This window comes from Bradyrhizobium sp. KBS0727, assembly GCF_005937885.2.
Classification (GTDB): domain Bacteria; phylum Pseudomonadota; class Alphaproteobacteria; order Rhizobiales; family Xanthobacteraceae; genus Bradyrhizobium.
This window is the reverse complement of sequence record NZ_CP042176.1, coordinates 6,077,169-6,096,253: the sequence shown is the minus strand read 5'-3', so window position 1 is coordinate 6,096,253 and position 19,085 is coordinate 6,077,169. Positions and strand designations below refer to the sequence as shown.

The following is a 19,085-nucleotide window of genomic DNA, read 5'->3' as shown; positions in this document are numbered from 1 at the left end:
CTCAAGCACAGGCAGGTTCAACGTCTCGCGACAGGAAACGTAGGAATTCCCGGTTTGGTTCCACAGATGCGATCACAAGGCGGTGAAAAGACTTGAACCGCCGCGATCAGGCCACTCGGCACGGGCGTCTGAAATCAGAAATTCGATATATTGTTCAATATCTTGATTGGTTATTTCCGGCGAAGGTGCGGACCGGCGCCGAAATGGCCGATTCCAACAAACCGTTTGCCTGTGGCGAAAATGCTTCGCCGGCCTTGCGCTGATTTGGGCCCGACGCGGCTCCCCGCCAGGAAACCGCCTATGGCGTTTTCCAGCGAGGTGGATCCGGTTCGCGTCAAGAAAACGCGTCAAAAATTAAGAATCTGGAGTCCGGTTTCGATCCAATCGAAACGGGAATGGCTCTAGACGCTGCCGACCGTCTTCAGCCGGGCGCGGGGGTGGATTTCCGCCTGCGACAGCACGGTGGTTTGCGCCCGGAAACGCTCGACCAGCGACCGCACGAACGGGCGGATCGCCGCCGACGTCACCAGCACCGGCGCCTCGCCTTCGCGGGCGGCCTGTTCAAAGCAGTTGCGCACGGCGGTCATGAACTCCGACAGCTTGGACGGCTGCATCGCGAGGCTGCGATCCTCGCCGCTGCCGATGATAGATTCGGCAAACGCCTGTTCCCAGCGCGCCGACAGAGCGATCAGCGGCAGATAGCCGTTGTGGGAGGTGTTCTGGGCGCAGATCTGCCGTGCCAGCCGGGCGCGGACATGCTCGACCATGGTGGCGGGATTGCGCGAGAACGCCAGCGCATCGGCGATGCCTTCGAGGATGGTCGAGAGGTCGCGGATCGAGATACGCTCGGCCAGCAGCAGTTGCAGCACGCGCTGGATGCCGGAGACCGTGACACTGGAGGGCACGATATCCTTGACCAGTTCGCCCTGTTCCTTCGGCAGGTCCTTCAGGAGTTTCTGAACCTCGCCATAGGACAGCAGGTCCGACATGTTGTTCTTCAGCAGTTCCGTCAGGTGGGTCGACAGCACGGTGGCGGAATCGACCACCGTGTAGCCCTTGAGCGAAGCTTCTTCCTTGAGCGCGGCATCGACCCAGGTTGCGGGCAATCCAAAAGTCGGCTCGACGGTGTGAATGCCGGGCAGGCTCACCTGGTTTCCGGCAGGGTCCATGACCATGAAGTGGTTCGGCCAGATCTTGCCGGTGCCGGCGTCGACTTCCTTGATCTTGATGATGTAGGTGTTGGCCTCGAGCTGGACGTTGTCGAGGATGCGCACCGCCGGCATCACAAAGCCCATTTCGACCGCGAGCGAACGGCGCAGCGCCTTGATCTGCTCGGTCAGGCGGTCGGTGCCGTCGGGGCCGTTGACCAGCGGCAGCAACGCGTAGCCGAGCTCGATCTTGAGGTCGTCGATCTTGAGCGCGGTGGAGATCGGCTCTTCCGCCGCGGCAGAAGCGGCGGCTGCCGCGAGCTCGGGCGCTGCCAATTCGGCGGCTGCCTTGGCCTTGGTGCTGCGGTTGTGGTTGCGCGCCTTCCAGGCCAGCGCGGCAGCGCCGCCGCCGAGCGCGAGGAACGGCAGCATCGGAATGCCCGGCAGCAGCGCCAGCACCAGCATCACGCCGGCCGACATGCCGAGCGCCTGCGGGTAGCCCGAGAGCTGCTTCATCAGCGCCTTGTCGGCGGCGCCGGTGATGCCGGCCTTCGACACCAGCAGACCCGCCGCGGTCGAAACGATCAGCGCCGGCACCTGCGTGACCAGGCCGTCGCCGACCGTCAGCACGGTATAGGTGCGGGCGGCGTCGCCAAAGGAGAGCCCCTGTTGCGCGACGCCGATGATGATGCCGCCGATGACGTTGATGAAGACGATCAGAAGGCCCGCGATGGCGTCGCCGCGGACGAATTTCGAGGCGCCGTCCATGGCGCCGAAGAAGCCGCTTTCGTCCTCCAGTTCCTTGCGGCGCGCCTTGGCGGTCTTTTCGTCGATCAGTCCGGCCGACAGGTCGGCGTCGATCGCCATCTGCTTGCCCGGCATCGAGTCCAGCTGGAATCGGGCGGCGACTTCGGCGATGCGGCCCGAACCCTTGGTGATGACGACGAAGTTCACGATCACGAGAATCGCGAACACGATAATTCCGATCACGAAATTACCGCTCATGACGAAGTTGCCGAACGCCTCGATGACGTGGCCGGCGGCCGCCGTGCCCTCATGGCCCTTCGACAGGATCAGCCGGGTCGAGGCCATGTTCAGCGACAGCCGCAGCATGGTCGAAATCAGCAGGATGGTCGGAAACGATGAGAATTCCAGCGGCGCCTGGATGAACAGCGACGTCATCAGGATCAGGATCGAGACCGTGATCGAGATCGCCAGAAACAGGTCCAGCACGATCGAAGGCAGCGGCAGGATCAGCACTACCAGGATGGTGAGGACGCCGAACGCCAGCGCCAGATCGCCGCGCTTCAGAATATCGCCGATTTCACTGAGGCTGAAGCCGTTGCCGGTTCCAGCACCTTGACCTGCCGTGATGTCGACCATGGTTGCAGCCTCCCCCCGCGCGTGGCGGCCGCGGCCGCCCAGCGTCTGCGCGACGGCCGAAGGGCCGACGGTTCGAAAGTGAGGTACCGCACTGGCGTCCACGGGGTCTCCCGTTTTACGCGATCGACGACACTCGACTTCACTCGGCAATTATTGCCGGGTGCATGGTTAGCAAAGGGTTAACGGGGTCCCGCGCCGGTCATAAAGACCGTCATTCCGGGGCGATGCGAAGCATCGAACCTCAGGGGTGCAATCGCACCCTGGGGAATCTCGAGATTCCGGGTTCGCATCTTCGATGCGCCCGGAATGACGAAGTGGCCCCGCGTCGCCCGTTGTCCCGGCTCAAGGCCGGGACAACGGAAGAGGACAACAACGTGCCGGCTTCTCTTCGTCTCAGTCGTTGGGGGAGCCGTAGTAGCTTCGCAATAGCCGGTACCGTCCGTGGCTCATCACGTAGACCTGATGCAGGCAGCCCGCTTGCGTGCACACATTTTGCGACCCGCATTGGGATTTTTCAAAGTGTAGATTGAGAAATCGGGAATTTTCGGAATAGGTCGCGAAGTAGTGCGCTGCCTGCAATGACGGTCCGCAAAGGTGCTGGAGCGCGCTTCTAACTTCCGCCGGCAACATGCTGATGTGTTCCGGATTCCAGGGTGGATCTGCGCTACCGGCGCCGCCGCGCGCAGCGACCCTGAGACACAGGTAAGGTAAGGCTCAGCAGCATTCCGGCTGCAACAGATCGAGATCGTACGATCATTTCGTGGCCCTCCCATACCGATGTATTGCCGTCGCCGGTCAACCGGAAGCCGCTCCTTCGGCCGCGGGCACTGAATCCTTCCGGAACAGGACATACAGCGCCGGCAGCACCAGCAGGGTCAGGATCGTCGAGGAGATGATGCCGCCGATCACGACGGTCGCAAGCGGCCGCTGCACTTCGGCGCCCGCGCCGGTCGCGATTGCCATCGGGATGAAGCCGAGCGAAGCCACCAGCGCCGTCATCAGGACCGGCCGCAGCCGGGTCAGCGCGCCATCGCGGACGGCATCAATGACGGGCGCGCCCTCGCGCCGCAGCCTTTCGATGAAGGCGACGATGACGAGGCCGTTCAGCACGGCCACGCCGGACAGGGCGATAAAGCCGACGCCGGCGCTGATCGACAGCGGAATGCCGCGCAACAGCAGCGCGAGAATCCCGCCGGTCAGTGCCAGCGGCACGCCGCTGAATACCAGAAGCGCATCCGCCATCGAGCCCATGCTCATGAACAGCAACAGCAGCACCAGCAGCAGCGCTATGGGAACGACGATGGTGAGCCGCTTGGCGGCGGAGACGAACTGCTCGAACTGGCCGCCCCAGCCGATCCAGTAACCGGCCGGCAGCTTGACCTTTTCGGCGACGGCCCCTTGCGCCTCGGCGACGAACGAACCCAGATCGCGTTCGCGCACGTTCATGGTCACGACGACGCGCCGCTTGCCGTTCTCCCGGCTGATCTGGTTGGGGCCGGAGGCGACGTCGATCGAGGCGACGGAAGAAAGCGGGACGTAACGCATCGCCGCCGCCGCAGCGCCCGACAATCCGGTTCGCAGCAGTCCGGGCGCTGAATCCTCCTGCGGCGGCAACGGTATCGGTATTGCCCGGATGGTCTCGATATTGCCGCGCAGCTTCTCGGGCAGACGAACCACGATATCGAAGCGCCGGTCGCCCTCGAACAGTTTGCCGGCGCTCTTGCCGCCAACCGCGATCCCGATGACGTTCTGAACGTCGCCGACGCTCAGGCCATAGCGCGACAAGGCCTGCCGTTCGAGCTTGACGGTCAATACCGGAAGCCCGGCCACCTGTTCGGTCTTGACGTCGACCGCGCCCCGGATGCCCTTGACCGCCGACTGCACCTGCTGCGCGACGCCAAGCAGGATGTCGAGATCGTCACCGAAGATCTTGACGCCGACATCGCTGCGGATGCCGCCGATCAGTTCGTTGAACCGCATCTGGATCGGCTGGGTCATGCTGTAGGAGGTACCGGGCAGGCGGTTCGCCACGGCCTCGAGTTCCTCGAACAACTCGTTCTTGGACTTGCCGCTGTCGGGCCATTGCTCCCGCGGTTTCAGCATGACGTAGGTGTCGCCCGCATTCACCGGCATCGGATCGTTGGCGATCTCAGCGGTGCCGATCTTGGAGAACACCGAGGCGACCTCGGGCACTTCCTTGAGGGCCAGTTCGAGCCGCTGCTGCATCTCCACGCTCTGCGTCAGGCTGGTGCCGGGGATCCGGAGCGTCTCGACGGTGGCGTCGCCCTCATCGAGGCTCGGGATGAACTCGCCGCCCATCCGGGTGGCGGCGTAACCGCTGGCGGCGACGATCACGACGGCCAGCAGCGCCACGGCGTGGCGATACGCGATGGCGCGCCCGAGCAGCGGCAAATACAGCTGCCGGGCGCCACGCATGAAAATGTTCTCTCCCTCGGCCACCCTGCCGCGCACCATGATCGCGACGGCCGCGGGAACGAAGGTGACAGACAATAGCGCGGCCGCCGCCAGCGCCATCAGCACTGTCAGCGCCATCGGCGTGAACATCTTGCCTTCGGTTCCGGTCAGGGTCAGTACCGGCAGGTAGACCACGCCGATGATCAGGGTTCCGAACAGGCTCGGCCGGATCACCTCCGTTGAGCCGTCCAGAATCGTGCGCAGCCGCTCGTCGAGCGACAGCAGGCGTCCGCGGCGGTGCTGTTCCTGCGCCAGCAGCCGCAGGCAGTTCTCGACGATGATCACGGCGCCGTCGATGATGATGCCGAAATCGATGGCGCCGAGGCTCATCAAATTGGCGCTGACCTTCGTCTCCACCATGCCGGTGATCGTGAACAGCATGGAGAGCGGAATCACGCAGGCGGTGACGATGGCGGCGCGGATATTGCCCAGGATCAGGAACAGGATCGCGATGACCAGCAGCGCGCCCTCCAGCAGGTTCGTTTGCACCGTCGCGATGGTGGCTTCGACAAGGTGGGTGCGGTCGTAGACGGCGCGCGCCACGACGCCCTCGGGCAGCGACTTCGCGATCTCCTGAAGTTTGGCGGCCACCCGCTGTGCCACCGTGCGGCTGTTTTCACCGATCAGCAGCATCGCGGTCCCGAGCACCGTTTCGGCGCCGTTTACCGTCGCCGCGCCGGTGCGCAGTTCCTTGCCCTCCTGGACATCCGCGATGTCACGGATCCGCACCGGCACGCCGCCGCGCGAGCCGATCACGATGTCGCGGATTTCCTCGATCGAGGACACCTGGCCCGGGGCGCGCACCAGGTACTGCTCGCCGTTGCGCTCGATATAGCCGGCGCCGACATTGGCGTTGTTGCTGGCCAGCGCCGTCATGACGTCGCGAAAACCGATTTTGTAGGCCATCAGCCGGCCGGGATCGGGCTGCACGTGAAACTGGCGCGCGAAGCCGCCGATCGAATTGACCTCGATCACGCCGGGCACGGTGCGCAATTGCGGCTTGATGATCCAGTCCTGAATGGTTCGCAGTTCGGTCGTGGTGTATTCGCCGCCGCCCGGGGTTCGGGCGCCGGGCTTCGCCTCCACGGTGTACATGTAGATTTCGCCGAGACCGGTCGAGATCGGCCCCATCGTGGTTTCGATTCCCGACGGCAATTGATCCCGCACCTGCTGGATGCGTTCGTTGACGAGCTGGCGGGCGAAATAGAGATCGGTGCCGTCCTGGAAGATCACGGTGACCTGGCTCAAGCCGTAGCGCGACAGCGAGCGAGTATATTGCAGCTTGGGCAGTCCGCCCATGGCCGTCTCGATCGGAAAGGTGATCCGCTGTTCGGCTTCGAGCGGCGAATAGCCGGGCGCAGAGGTATTGATCTGCACCTGAACGTTGGTGATATCGGGCAGCGCGTCGATCGGAAGCCGGGTGAAATTCCACGCCCCGAAGACGCCGGCTCCGAGCGTCAGCAACAGAACCAGCCAGCGCTGCCGGATGGCGAAGGCGAGGATGGCGTCAATCATGGTCGCCGTCTCCCTTGCCCATCTCGGCCTTCACCACGAAACTGTTCTCGGCGACGTAGCGTTCGCCGGCAGATAATCCGGCACGGATCTCGACGAACTTCGGATCGGCCTCGCCGAGTTCGACCGGACGGGCCTCGATCTTGTCGCCGTTCTCGCGCACGAACACGACGGTCTTGTTCTCCAGCGTCTGGATCGCGCCGGCGCGCACCGCGACGGCAACCTGGCGCTTGGCCAGCACCAGCCGCGCGGTGACGAACAGTCCCGGCCGCAGCCGGCCGTCCGGATTCGGCAGCACGAGGCGGGCCAGCGCCGTCTGGGTGTCGCTGGCGCCGATCGGCGCGACATAGGAGATCGATCCCTTGATGTCGCCGCCGCCGTCCTCGGGGTCGATCAGCACCTCGTCGCCGATCCGCACCCGCTTGAGATCCTGCCGGTAGATCGACAGGTCGACCCAGATCGACGACAGGTCCGCGACGACGAAGGCGGGTTTCTGTTCCGAAGCGTACTCGCCGAGCGATATCTGCCGCTCGATCACCGTTCCGCCGATCGGCGCCTTGAGTTCATAGACGGTCAGGCTCTGGTTGCTCTCGATCGAGGCCATCGCCTCGTCCCTGGCGACCGCGTCGCCGATGCGCTTGCGGATGGCGCGCACGATCCCGGGAAACCGCGGCGTCACCTGCACGACGGCTTCCTGGTTGGCGCGCAGCAGGCCGTTGAACTGCAGCGTGTCGCTGAGCGTGACGGCGCCGGCTTCCGACAGCACCACGCCGGCGGCGGCGAGTTTGACGTCGCTGATCAGGATACGATCGGCGGCGTGTTCGTCCGGCGCCACGTGCTCATTGGCGGCCTTCGATTCCTTCTTTTCGGTTTGCGCCGCGGGTTCGCGGGCCAAGGGAGGGGACAGCATCCGATAGCCGAACGCGCCGATTGCGATCGCCGCAATCACGCCGGTCAGAATGGTCGATCGCTTCATCGTGCGCTCTCCCGCGCCAGTGCAAAGGGATTGCCGACCAGTCCTTCGATGGTGGCGACGGCGACGTGGAAATTCTGCAGCGCTTCCTGTTCGCGAAGGCGCGCCTGGGCGACGCTGGCCTGCGCGTCCAGCACTTCGAGCAGCGTGAAGCGCCCCTGGCCGTATCCCCCAGAGATCGCATCCGCGGCCAGACGCGACTTCGGCACCGCAGTGTCGCGCAGCACCGCCAGTTCGCGCAGCGAGCCCTGCAGCGAATCGTAGGCGCGCCCCGCCAGCACGATCAGCGTGTTCCGGTTGGCGTCACGCTCGGCCCTGGTCTTGTCGAGGCTCTCCTGCGCCGAAAGAATGTTGCCCTGGTTCTGGTCGAACACCGGGATCGGGACCGCGAGCGTGAGCCTGACGGCGTCGGCGTTGCTTTCGTTGTAATGCCGCCAGCCTGCGGCGAACCGTACATCCGGATAGGGTTTCAGCCGCGCCAGCAGCAGTTCGGCATTGCGCTGTGCGTAGACCGCGGTCCAGCGCATCAGTTGCGGATTGGCGTCGATCGCGGCCACGACGGCCGCGAACGATGGCGGCCGACCGGTGGCATCGAGCTTGCCCGAGACGGTCGAGAACTTCGCGGACGTATCGCCCATCAGGATCGCGAGTTCGCGCCTGGCGCTGGCGAGCGCGGCGCGCGCCCGTTCGCGATCGGCCTTCACCAGGGCGGAGGCGACCTCGGCCCGGCCGGTTTCCGCCGGCGAGGAGGCGCCGGCCTCGACCCGTCGCTGCAGCAGCGGCGTGATTCGGTCGATGTCGGCGACCTGTTCGTCGAGGATCTGGATCCGGCGCTGCAGCCCCAGCACGCTGAGAAAGGCAATCGCGGTCTCCGACAATATTTCGAGCCTGACGGCCTTGCGCTGGATCGCCGCCGTCTCGACACCGGCCACGCCCGCGGCGATGCGCGCGTCACGCTTGCCGAACAGTTCGAACAGCTGGCTGATCTGCAACGTGGTCTCGGCCGACTTGGTGCCACTATATTTGCCGGAGCCGAACGAATTGTCCTGTTCATAGGAGAGTTCGGGATTGATCAACGCGCCGGCCTGGATGCGCTGGCCCGTGGCGATGCCGACGTCGCGCTCGGCTGCGGTCAGCCGCGGACTGGCGGCGAGCGCGCGCTGCAGCGCGGTCCCCAAAGTGAGGGTTTGTGAATGCGCGGCACCCGCCAGCCATGGGCTGACCAGCAATACCGTCGCGCACGCAAGACGCGTGGCGGCTCTCGAGAACATGAAGACTTACCTGACGTACGGCGACATTGGGCGCAGATGCGCTCGGCGACTGCGTTCAGCTCAGGAATTTGGGCGGAGGGGTATCGATGCCCGGAACCAGACCGGCGCCGTCGGCGCGCGGCGCGGCCGGCGTGGCGGGCTTCGGTTCGATGACGATGCTGGCCAGCAGCGGCGCCGGGACCGACACCGAGAAGCAGCCGTGACAGTGATGTTCGGCGGCCACGGTCTTGCCGGAGGCGTCGATGTCCGTGGCCGCGGTCATGGTGACGGCGCCCTTGCCGATAGGATTGGCGACGTCGAGATCGCACACGCCGTGCAGCGCGCCGGCCAACAGATACACCGCCATCATCAAGACGGCCGCGAACCCGCGCGCGGTGCGCAGGCGGCGTAATCCAGATCGATGGGCGGCGGGTTTCAGGGCGGCTACTCGCATGGTTGCGGAGGGTGTCTAGCACGGCGGCTGATCGGGAGTCGACGTGCAACAAAGTAACGTTCCACACGCGCGTTTTCAGGCGGCGGGTTCCGGAATCTCCCGCTTTGATTCGACCGCGGCGCGCACGGGCGGCGGCGGAGGCTTGACATCGGCGCGCGGTTCGTTCGGCAAACGCCAGCCCTTGACCAGTCCGAACACCGCCGGAATCACGATCAGCGTCAGCAGCGTCGACGACACCATGCCGCCAATCATCGGCACCGCGATGCGCTGCATGATCTCGGAGCCGGTGCCGCTGCTCCACATGATCGGCAACAGGCCGGCCATGATCGCGACCACCGTCATCATCTTCGGGCGCACGCGCTCGACCGCGCCTTCCATGATGGCGTCGTAGAGATCGCCGCGCGTCACGGCGCGGCCTTGGCCGGCGCGTTGTGCCGCGATCTGGGCCAACGCCTGGTTCAGGTACATCAGCATCACGACGCCGGTCTCGGCGGCGACGCCGGCGAGCGCGATGAAGCCGACGGCGACCGCCACCGACAAGTTGAAGCCGAGCCACCACATCAGCCAGAGGCCGCCGACCAGCGCGAACGGCAGCGACAGCATCACGATCATGGTCTCGACGATCGAGCGGAAGTTCAAATAGAGCAGCAGGAAGATGATCAGCAGCGTCACCGGCACGACGATTCTGAGCCGCGCGGTGGCGCGTTCCAGGTATTCGTACTGGCCGCTCCACATCACGTAATAGCCCGGTGGAAACGCGATGCCTGCCTGCACCGCCTGCCGCGCTTCGGCAACGTAGCCGCCGAGATCGCGGTCGCGGATATCGACATAGATGTAGGTTGCCAGCTGGCCGTTCTCAGTGCGGATCGTGGTTGGCCCGCGCGCCGGCGCCACTGTGGCGACCTCGCCGAGTGGCACGGCGCCGCCCGCCGGCATCGGCACCAGCACATCACTGGCGATCGCCTGCGGGTTGTCGCGGAGATCGCGCGGGTAGCGCATGTTGACGGTGAAGCGCTGGCGGCCTTCCACCGTCGTGGTCACGGTCTGGCCGCCGAGCGCGGTCGCCACCGTATCCTGCACGTCCTGGACCGCGATGCCGTAGCGCGCCAGCGCGTTGCGATCCGGCGTCACATCGAGATAGTAGCCGCCGATGCCACGCTCGGCATAGGCCGACGCGGTGCCGGGCACGGCTTTGATGATCTGCTCGATCTGCTTGGCGAGCCGGTCGATCTCGACCAGATCGGTGCCGATCACCTTGACGCCGATGGGCGTGCGGATGCCGGTCGACAGCATGTCGATGCGGGCCTTGATCGGCATCGTCCAGGCGTTCGATACGCCGGGAAACTGCAGCGCCTTGTCCATCTCGGCGATCAGGCCGTCGACCGTGAGGCCGGCCCGCCATTGTTCCTTTGGCTTGAGATTGACCACGGTCTCGAACATTTCGGAGGGTGCCGGATCGGTCGCGGTGGCGGCGCGTCCGGCCTTGCCATAGACCGAGGCGACTTCCGGAAACGAGCGGATGATGCGGTCCTGCATCTGCAGCAATTCAGCGGCCTTGGTGACGGAGATTCCCGGCAGCGTGGTCGGCATGTAGAGCAGGGTGCCTTCGTTCAGGTTCGGCATGAACTCGGTACCGAGCTGTCGCGCCGGCCAGACGCTGACTGCGAGAGTAGCCAGTGCGAGAACGATGACGAGGGTCTTGGCGCGCATCACGCCCTTGATCACGGGCCGGTAGACCCAGATCAGGAAGCGGTTGATCGGGTTCTTGTGCTCCGCAACGATCTTGCCGCGAACGAAGATCACCATCAACGCCGGCACCAGCGTCACCGACAACAGCGCCGCCGCTGCCATCGAGAATGTCTTGGTGAACGCCAGCGGGCTGAACAACCGCCCCTCCTGCGACTCCAGCGTGAAGATCGGCATGAAGGAGACGGTGATGATCAACAGGCTGAAAAACAGCGCTGGACCGACCTCCGACGCAGCCTCGATCAATATCTCGACACGGGATTTGCCGGGTGCGGCCCGTTCCAGGTGCTTGTGGGCGTTCTCGATCATCACGATCGCGGCGTCGACCATGGCGCCGATCGCAATCGCAATGCCACCGAGGCTCATGATGTTGGAGCCGAGGCCCAATAGCTTCATGGCGCCGAACGCCATCAACACGCCGACCGGCAGCATCAGGATCGCCACCAAAGCGCTGCGGACATGCAGCAGGAACACGATGCAGACCAGCGCCACGACGACGCTTTCCTCGAACAGCGTGTGTTTGAGCGTCTCGATCGCCGCGTTGATCAGGTTCGAGCGGTCGTAGACCGGCACGATCTCGACCGATTTCGGCAGGCTGGAGGCGATTTCCGCAAAGCGTTTCTTGACGTTCTCGATGACGTCGAGCGCGTTGACTCCGAAGCGCTGCAGCACGATGCCGCTGGCGACCTCGCCTTCGCCGTTGAGTTCGGTGATGCCGCGCCGCTCGTCGGGACCGAGCTCGACGCGGGCGACGTCGCGCAACAGCACCGGCGTGCCGCCACTCGCCTTCAACACAACGTTGCCAAGGTCGTTGATGCTCTTGAGGTAGCCCTTGCCGCGGATCACATATTCGAATTCGGAGAGTTCGACGGTGCGCCCACCGACATCGGAATTGCTGGCGCGGATCGCCTCGCGCATTTTTTGCATGGTGATGCCGCGGTCGCGCATGCGCTGCGGATCGAGGATGACATTGTATTGCCTGACGAAGCCGCCGACGCTGGCCACCTCGGCGACGCCTTCGGCCTTGGCCAGCGCGAATTTCAGATTCCAATCCTGGATGGCGCGGGTGTCCGCGAGATTCAACTCCTTGGACATCACCGCGTACTGGTAGACCCAGCCGACGCCGGTGGCATCTGGTCCCATCGTCGGCGTCACGCCCGACGGCAGGCGCGGCGCCGCGCCGTTGAGGAATTCGAGCACGCGCGAGCGCGCCCAGTAGATGTCGGTGCCGTCCTCGAAGATGACGTAAACGAAAGAGACGCCGAAGAAGGAGAAGCCGCGCACGACCTTCGATTTCGGCACCGTCAGCATCGCCGTCGTCAGGGGATAGGTGACCTGGTCCTCGATCACCTGCGGCGCCTGGCCGGGATATTCGGTGTAGACGATGACCTGGGTGTCGGAGAGATCCGGAATCGCATCGAGCGGCAGGTGGACCAGGGCGTAGATGCCGGCGGCGGCCGCAAAGCCGGTGCCGAACAGCACCAGCAGCAGGTTGCGCGCCGACCAGGCGATGAGGCGCGCGATCATGGGCGGGATCCTTCCGAGAAGCCCTTCAACGCGGCCTTCAGGTTGCTCTCGGCATCGACAAGGAAATTGGCCGAGACCACGACGGGCTCGCCTTCGGCAACGCCGTCGCGTATCTCGACATAGCCGTCGCCGCGCTGACCGAGCGTGACGTCGCGCGGCTCCAGCCGGCCCTGTCCCTTGTCGACGAACACGGCCTGCCGGCTGCCGGTGTCCATGACCGCGCTTTCGGGAACGGCCAGCACCGGCGCGCCGCTGCCGATCGCGATCTCGGCGTCGAGATACATGTCGTGCAGCAGCAGTTGTTCGGGATTGGGCAGCACGACGCGGAGCCGCGCGGTTCGCGTCTCCTTGTTGATCTCGGGATAGATGACCTCGATCTTGCCGGCGAAGTCGCGGTCGGGAAAACTGCGGGCCTTGACCGTGGCCGGCTGGCCGAGGCGGATGGCGCCGAGATCGCGCTCGGCGATGTCGATCAGCGCCCAGACCACCGTGTGATCGGCGATCCGGAACAGCACGCCGCCCGGCTGCACCCGCATGCCCTCGATGGCGCTGCGTTCCAGCACGATGCCGTCGCGCGGCGAGTCCCACTGGACCGAAGTCGGAACGTTGCGGGTTTTCTCGATCGCGGCAATCGCGGCGTCCGGCATGTCGAGGTTGATCAGCCGTTGCCGCGAACCGCGGCCGTACAGGCCGTCGCCCGCGGTGGTCTTCGATGAGATGGTGGCGATGTACTCGGCGGCGGCGGAGGCGATCGCCGGGCTGTAGATTTCCATCAAGGGCTGGCCCTTGGCGACGTGCGACCCCGTCGTGACATTGGCGACGTTGAGCACGAAGCTTTCCGACCGCATCGCGATCACGGAGATCCGCCGCTCGTCGAGCTGGATGGTGCCGGGGGCGCGGATCACACTGCGGATCGTGCGCCGCGCGGCGGGTTCGGATTTCACGCCGGTGCGCTGGATCTTGCCGGGCGACAGTTTGACGGTGCCGTCGTCGCTATCGTCTCCGTCGAACACCGCGATGTAGTCCATTCCCATCGAGTCCTTCTTCGGCACCGGCGAGGTGTCGGGAAGGCCCATCGGGTTGCGGTAATATTTGATCTTGCGGTCGCCGCCCGTGCTTGAACCCGAGCCCGCGGCCGAGGCCGCAGGGGTCTCGTCGACTCGCGCGTTGTCGTCCGCCGAAACCGGACGATAGTCGCGTCCGTCCGGGGTCTTCTTCGGGACCGGCGAGTAGTCGGGCTTGCCGTCGGGATCCCTGTAATAGATCGGCGCGCGATCTCCGTCGGCGGCGAATGCTGCCGCGACGAGCCCCGCACCGGCCGCCGCGATCAACGCGACGCCGGTGCATGCGAGAACGGCGCGGTTCATGGTTGCGCCGTGATGACGAGCTTGTTCTCGAGCGTGCCGGTCTCGCCCTGGATCTTGGCGCCAAGGGAAAGTTGCCAGCGGCCGGCCATGCCGAACGTCGCCTGGAACTTGTAGGTGCCGGGCTCAGCGTCAGGAACCGGTGTGACCTTGGTGACCATCTCCCGCATCGCGTCCGGCGCCATGTCGAGCCGGGTCGCGAAGATCACGGCGCCGGGCACCGGCTTGCCGGTCTTGTGGTTCGTCAGCCGGATCGTGATGATCTTGTCGGGGCCGGCCTTGACGGTCTGGTCGACCAGTTCGAACCGGTAATCGCTGATATCGGCAAGGGCTTGCGTGCTCGCGCAGCCGATGGCGGCCGCGATCAGCGCCGCCTGAACGGCGCGTTTGGTGTTTGACGTCTTCATCTACTCTGTCCTCGAATGTCCTGGGTCAGCCGCAAAGCGGCATGCGTCATCGGCGCGCCGCGAGCGGCGGCGACCGAAGGTTCGTCAGGCCAGGTTTCGAGGTGGTTGGTCGGGAGGGGGGCGGTCGAGCCCGTCGGCGAAAACGTCGTCACGCAGCGCATGCGTGGTCCGGACCGGACGGCGCACCGGCAGGGCTGACGTCTCGGGCGGAGCGGCCTGGGCCGCCGCCAACACGCACATCGCGATGACAGGACAATCCGTGCACGTCTTGCTCTTCTGTTCGTCGGGGCAGCACGGCATTTCGGCGGCCATCGACGACATGTCGGTCATTCCCGCGGGCATGGAGCCCTGCATGGCGGCCGGCGCTGCGACGGGCGCAACGGCCAGTCCGGCAACGATGGCGATCGCCAGCAACCGGGTTATGAACAGACGGAAGACCATGCCGTATTCTGACACGGCGACTGGGCCCTTTGGAAGGGCCGCCACTTCACTTCCGCGACAGCTGGCTGCACAGCTTAACCATGTTGGGGCAGCCATCATCCTGGAACTCCTTGTCGTGGCTTCCGGTCGCGGTCTTGATCCCGGTCAAATCGCAATCATTGCCTCCGGCCACGGTGACAATCGCGAATTTGGCGAACGGGAGACGGGTCAGGAGGCGGTCGACGATGGCGATGATAGGTTCGCAGATGCAGCCCGGGCAGACGAAACCGGGCGGCATGGGCAATCGAAAACGTCGCGGCGACGGCGGGCGCCGCCGCGGCCCTGGCTCATTTCGCCTTCCGCATTTTCGTGACCGTGAAGCCCGAACTGGCCTCCTCGGCCTCGAATTCGACCTTGTCGCCAACCTTGACCTGCTGGAGCATGGCGGGGTCCTTGACGCGATAGACCATCGTCATCGACTCATCCATGCCGAGGTTTTTCGCGGGGCCGTGCTTGAGCGTGATCTTTCCGGCGCCCTCGTCGATTTTCTTGACCTCGCCGCTGATGCTGTTCTGGGCCATCGCGACGGTCGCTGAGACAAGGGTGGCGAGGGTTACCGCGGCCATCGCCCGGATGAGTTTGTTCATGTCGTTCTCCTTCTTATGCTTGTCCACCGTTTCTAGCGGCGGTCTATTTCACGGTGATTCTGCCGATCATGCCGTAGTCGCGATGACCGGGAATCAGGCAGGAATATTCGAACGTGCCCGCCTTGGTGAACTTCCAGAGGATCTCGGCCGACTTGTTCGGTGCCAGCCGTACACCGTTCGGATCGTCGTGCTCCATGTGCGGGTGCTTCTTCATGGTTTCCGCGTGCTTCAAATTCTCTTCGGTGGTGGCGAGCAGAAATTCGTGGTCCTCCTTGCCGGCATTGCGCACCACGAAGCGGATCTGCTCACCGCGCTTCACCTCGAGGCGCGATGGCGTGTACGCCATCTCGCTCATTTCGATTTCGATGGTGCGCGCCGGCTTGCCGATGTCGCCGGGCTGGCCCGCGGCGTAGCTTTCGTGGCCATGCTGCTCGTGGCTGTGCGCCTGGAGCGGCAAGGTTGAGATGGCAACCAGCGCGAGCCCTGCAGTGACGATGTTCTTCATGTGATATTCCCTGTTCTTCGTTGGTTTCAAAGGCGGTTACGTCGACGCGTTACATTTTCATCCTTTTCATCGATGCGGGTTTGCTGCTCGTGCCCTTGGGTGCCGGTGTGGCGGTAGAGGGGGAGTCCTGCCGCGCAGGCATGGCGGCGGGCGCTTCGACTTCGTAGGCAACGGAGCCTTGCGGAAACTTGTACGGGCCGGGATCGCCGTAGTCGTCGCGCGCCAGGCCCTCGCGGACCTTCATCACCGTGAACATCCCGCCCATCTCGATCGGGCCGAACTGACCGGTACCGGTCATCATTGGCAGCGTGTTCTCGGGTGCCGGCATTTCCATGCTGCCCATCGACATGCCGGTCGAGCCCATCGCCATCGCGTCGGGCGCGAGCTTGCCGACCGCGCGGGCAAGGTCCTTCTGGGGCACGCCAATGAAATTGCGCATGTTGTGGCCCATGGAGTTCATGGTGTGATGCGACTTGTGGCAGTGGAACGCCCAGTCGCCAGGGTTGTCGGCGAGGAAGTCGAAGGCGCGGACGCTGCCGACGGGCACGTCAGCGGTGGCCTCCGGATATTGCGCGGTGTCCGGAATCCAGCCGCCGTCGGTGCCGGTCACCGCAAAACTCTGTCCGTGCAGATGGATCGGGTGGTTGGTCATGGTGAGGTTGCCGACGCGGATGCGAACCTTGTCGCCGAGTCGCACTGCCAGCGGGTCGATGCCGGGAAAGACGCGCGAATTCCAGGTCCACATGTTGAAGTCGGTCATCTCGTTGACCTTGGGCAGATAGGTGCCGGGGTCGATCAGATAACTGCTCATGATAAACACGAAGTCGCGGTCGACCGGTCGGAACGAGGGATCGCGCGGATGCACGACGATCATGCCCATCATGCCCATCGCCATCTGCACCATCTCGTCCGAATGCGGGTGGTACATGAAGGTGCCGCTGTGCTTCAGCATGAATTCGTAGACGAAGGTCTTGCCCGGCGGAATGTGCGGCTGGGTCAGTCCGCCGACGCCGTCCATTCCTGACGGCACGACCATGCCGTGCCAGTGCACCGTGGTCGCTTCGGGGAGGCGGTTGGTGACGAAGATGCGCACCTTGTCGCCTTCGACCGCCTCGATGGTCGGCCCTGGGGCCTGGCCGTTATAGCCCCACAAATTGGCCTTCATGCCCTCGGCGAATTCGCGCACCACGGGTTCGGCGACGAGGTGGAACTCCTTCCAGTCGCCGTTCATTCGCCATGGCAGGGTCCAGCCGTTCAGCGTCACCACCGGCCGGTAATCAGGGCCTGAGGTCGGATGCAGCGGCGGCTGCATCACGGCCTTGTCCATGGTCGGCGCTTCCGGAATGGCGGCGGCCTGGACCCGGCTGGAGACAGCGCCGGCGCCGATCAGCGCGGCACTGCCGAGAAATCCTCTGCGTGAAAACATTTGCCGTCTCCTTTAGTGTCCGCCGCCGGTGGCTTGCACCGCGGTTGCCGCCGTCGTTGAATTTTCCTGCTGCCCGCCCGATCCGCCGCCGTTGACCGCGGTCTGCAGGTCGGATTGCGCCAGCCAGAATTCGCGTCTGGCTGATATCGCCGCGCGCAGCGAGGCAATGCGCTGCCGCGCCTCCGTCACCAGCGCGAAGACGTCGATTTGCATGCTGGAGAAGCGAAGCTGCATCTCCTCGGTGATGATCTGGCGCAGCGGCAGGATCTCGCGCGCATAGTGGTTCGCGATATCGTAGCTCGAGCGGTAGACCCGATAGGCGTCGCGCGCTTCCGAGCGCACATTGACCGCCTTTTCGGTCAGGCGGTTGAAGGCCTGGTTGTAGGTTTCGGCGGCCTGCCGCACGCGCACCTCGCCGCCGTCGAAGATCGGGATCTGGAACAGGACGTCGAAACCGCGCTCGCGCAGGACCGGGGCGCCGGGATCACTGGTGCGTTTGGAAATGCCGGCAACGTCGAACAGCGTGACAAAGCGCGTGGCTTCGGTGAGGCCGAGCGATTTCTCAAGCGCCGCCAACTCCATGCGGGCGATCTGCAGGTCGATGCGGTGACCGACGGCGTCGGCTTCGATTCCGGGAAGCGCTTGCGGACGCTTCGGCAAGGCAGGCAGCCGGTCGGGCAGTCTGAAGCCGAGATCGTCGCCCCACAGCCCCATCAGCCGCGCCAGCCGCTCGCGCGCGCTGGTCGCTTCCTGGCGCAGGCTGGCGAGTTCGGCGGCGGTTTCGGCGTAGAACACCTGCTCGCGGGCCTGGTCGAGCTTGTTGAGCGAGCCGGTCTCGCCGAGTTTCTTGGCAAGCTGCGCCGTGCTCTCGGCGGTGGATTTCGCGTCCGTCAGGAGCACCACCATCTCGTTCGCCGCGACGACGCGGAAATAGGCGCGCCGGACCTCGGCGGCGAGCCGCAGCGTCTCGAGGCCTGCGCGCAATTGCGCCTGCCGGAACCGTTCGCGCGCGATCTCGGAGCGAAACGGCAGCGTCGCCAGCGCCAGGATATCGCCGACCACCTGCCGTTCGAGTTCGCTGGCGCCATTGCCGGCGATGCGGGAGATCGAAAAGACAGGATTCGGTGGCAGGCTCTGCTGGACGAGGTCGATTTCCGCCAGCGCCAGTTCGTTGTAGGCGGCTTGCAGCCCCTTGTTGCCGAGAAGCGCAACCTGCACCGCGGCGTCGGCGCTCAAAGGGCGGCCGAGCAAGCGCTTGACGGTGCCATCGGCATGCTCGGCGTCGTCGGCCGAGCGCACGAAGGCCACCTCCTTGCCGATGGTCTGATTAGCGACGTCTGCGACGACGCCCATGCCGCTGTCTGGCAGGAACGAGGCGCAACCGGACAGCGCGAGGCCCGCTGTCAGTACGAACCCGAGCGCAGGTCCGCGTAAGGTAAAACGGGTGTTCATTTCGGCTCCCGTCCGGTTTTCGGTTGCGGCGTGACGCTGTCGTTGCGCGCGCGCCAGGGCGCCGGTGCCGAGGGGCGCAGGCTGGTATAGGGCGCAATGGTCGAGCGATATCCGACGCCGGCGGTTCTCTCCGCGGCATCGGCGGGGCATAGGCGAGCGAAAGCGACGCCGTCCTTCGGACAGCTATGCCACGCGCGCGCTGCGGCAGGTGTGAAACCGGCTGTCACGATCGCCATCGCGAGGATGATGAATCTTGAGATGCAATGACGCGCCGCCGCCGAACCAACGGCGGTGAGCCTCGCCCCGAACTGCGCAGACATGGAGAAATCCCTGATTTGTCGATGGACCACGCGTACGCGCGCGCTCACGCGCGCGACGACCCAAATCGGTTCGTCA

The 19,085-nt window shown here is 65.0% G+C and carries 16 protein-coding genes; 1 reads left to right on the top strand and 15 read right to left on the bottom strand.

The window, feature by feature from the left end:
- The first annotated feature begins 92 nt into the window (after positions 1 to 92).
- Positions 93 to 263 (top strand): hypothetical protein, encoded by a 171-nt coding sequence (locus tag FFI89_RS34610; RefSeq protein WP_168213082.1) that lies wholly within the window; start codon positions 93 to 95, stop codon positions 261 to 263.
- 138 nt (positions 264 to 401) lie between these two features.
- Here the strand turns inward: FFI89_RS34610 and flhA are convergent, their stop codons facing one another.
- From flhA to FFI89_RS28355, 15 genes are all read right to left on the bottom strand, one after another.
- Entirely contained in the window at positions 402 to 2,531 is a 2,130-nt protein-coding gene (gene flhA / locus FFI89_RS28425) for a flagellar biosynthesis protein FlhA (protein ID WP_168213081.1), read from the bottom strand.
- A 795-nt stretch (positions 2,532 to 3,326) separates the two neighbouring features.
- The gene (locus tag FFI89_RS28420; RefSeq protein ID WP_138830831.1) at positions 3,327 to 6,521 is read right to left on the bottom strand and encodes an efflux RND transporter permease subunit; all 3,195 of its coding nucleotides are present in this window, start codon (positions 6,519 to 6,521) and stop codon (positions 3,327 to 3,329) included.
- Positions 6,514 to 7,494, bottom strand: coding sequence for a divalent metal ion exporter adaptor subunit IhpB (gene ihpB / locus FFI89_RS28415; protein WP_138830830.1), 981 nt, complete (start codon positions 7,492 to 7,494; stop codon positions 6,514 to 6,516). The genes FFI89_RS28420 and ihpB overlap by 8 nt, the downstream gene beginning before the upstream one ends.
- Entirely contained in the window at positions 7,491 to 8,762 is a 1,272-nt protein-coding gene (gene ihpA / locus FFI89_RS28410) for a divalent metal ion exporter subunit IhpA (protein WP_138830829.1), read from the bottom strand. The genes ihpB and ihpA overlap by 4 nt, the downstream gene beginning before the upstream one ends.
- A 55-nt stretch (positions 8,763 to 8,817) precedes the next feature.
- A complete protein-coding gene (locus FFI89_RS28405) occupies positions 8,818 to 9,195 on the bottom strand; it encodes a hypothetical protein (RefSeq protein ID WP_246669283.1) in 378 nt (125 codons plus the stop codon).
- Between the two features lie 75 nt (positions 9,196 to 9,270).
- The gene (locus FFI89_RS28400) at positions 9,271 to 12,468 is read right to left on the bottom strand and encodes an efflux RND transporter permease subunit (RefSeq protein ID WP_138830828.1); all 3,198 of its coding nucleotides are present in this window, start codon (positions 12,466 to 12,468) and stop codon (positions 9,271 to 9,273) included.
- Entirely contained in the window at positions 12,465 to 13,835 is a 1,371-nt protein-coding gene (locus tag FFI89_RS28395; protein WP_138830827.1) for an efflux RND transporter periplasmic adaptor subunit, read from the bottom strand. Before FFI89_RS28395 ends, FFI89_RS28400 begins: the two co-directional genes overlap by 4 nt.
- A complete protein-coding gene (locus tag FFI89_RS28390; RefSeq protein WP_138830826.1) occupies positions 13,832 to 14,239 on the bottom strand; it encodes a FixH family protein in 408 nt (135 codons plus the stop codon). Before FFI89_RS28390 ends, FFI89_RS28395 begins: the two co-directional genes overlap by 4 nt.
- Before the next feature lie 84 nt (positions 14,240 to 14,323).
- The gene (locus FFI89_RS28385) at positions 14,324 to 14,680 is read right to left on the bottom strand and encodes a hypothetical protein (RefSeq protein ID WP_138830825.1); all 357 of its coding nucleotides are present in this window, start codon (positions 14,678 to 14,680) and stop codon (positions 14,324 to 14,326) included.
- A gap of 46 nt (positions 14,681 to 14,726) precedes the next feature.
- Positions 14,727 to 14,957 (bottom strand): hypothetical protein, encoded by a 231-nt coding sequence (locus FFI89_RS28380; protein ID WP_138830824.1) that lies wholly within the window; start codon positions 14,955 to 14,957, stop codon positions 14,727 to 14,729.
- A 49-nt stretch (positions 14,958 to 15,006) separates the two neighbouring features.
- Positions 15,007 to 15,306, bottom strand: a complete 300-nt coding sequence (locus tag FFI89_RS28375; protein ID WP_138830823.1) for a copper-binding protein — start codon at positions 15,304 to 15,306, stop codon at positions 15,007 to 15,009.
- A gap of 43 nt (positions 15,307 to 15,349) precedes the next feature.
- Positions 15,350 to 15,811: a cupredoxin domain-containing protein gene (locus FFI89_RS28370; RefSeq protein ID WP_138830822.1), complete on the bottom strand. Its 462-nt coding sequence runs from the start codon at positions 15,809 to 15,811 to the stop codon at positions 15,350 to 15,352.
- A gap of 49 nt (positions 15,812 to 15,860) precedes the next feature.
- Positions 15,861 to 17,237, bottom strand: coding sequence for a multicopper oxidase family protein (locus tag FFI89_RS28365; protein WP_138830821.1), 1,377 nt, complete (start codon positions 17,235 to 17,237; stop codon positions 15,861 to 15,863).
- 12 nt (positions 17,238 to 17,249) lie between these two features.
- Positions 17,250 to 18,689, bottom strand: a complete 1,440-nt coding sequence (locus tag FFI89_RS28360; protein WP_138830820.1) for a TolC family protein — start codon at positions 18,687 to 18,689, stop codon at positions 17,250 to 17,252.
- On the bottom strand, positions 18,686 to 19,009 hold the full coding sequence (locus FFI89_RS28355) for a hypothetical protein (RefSeq protein WP_138830819.1): 324 nt from the start codon (positions 19,007 to 19,009) through the stop codon (positions 18,686 to 18,688). The genes FFI89_RS28360 and FFI89_RS28355 overlap by 4 nt, the downstream gene beginning before the upstream one ends.
- Positions 19,010 to 19,085 lie beyond the last annotated feature (76 nt).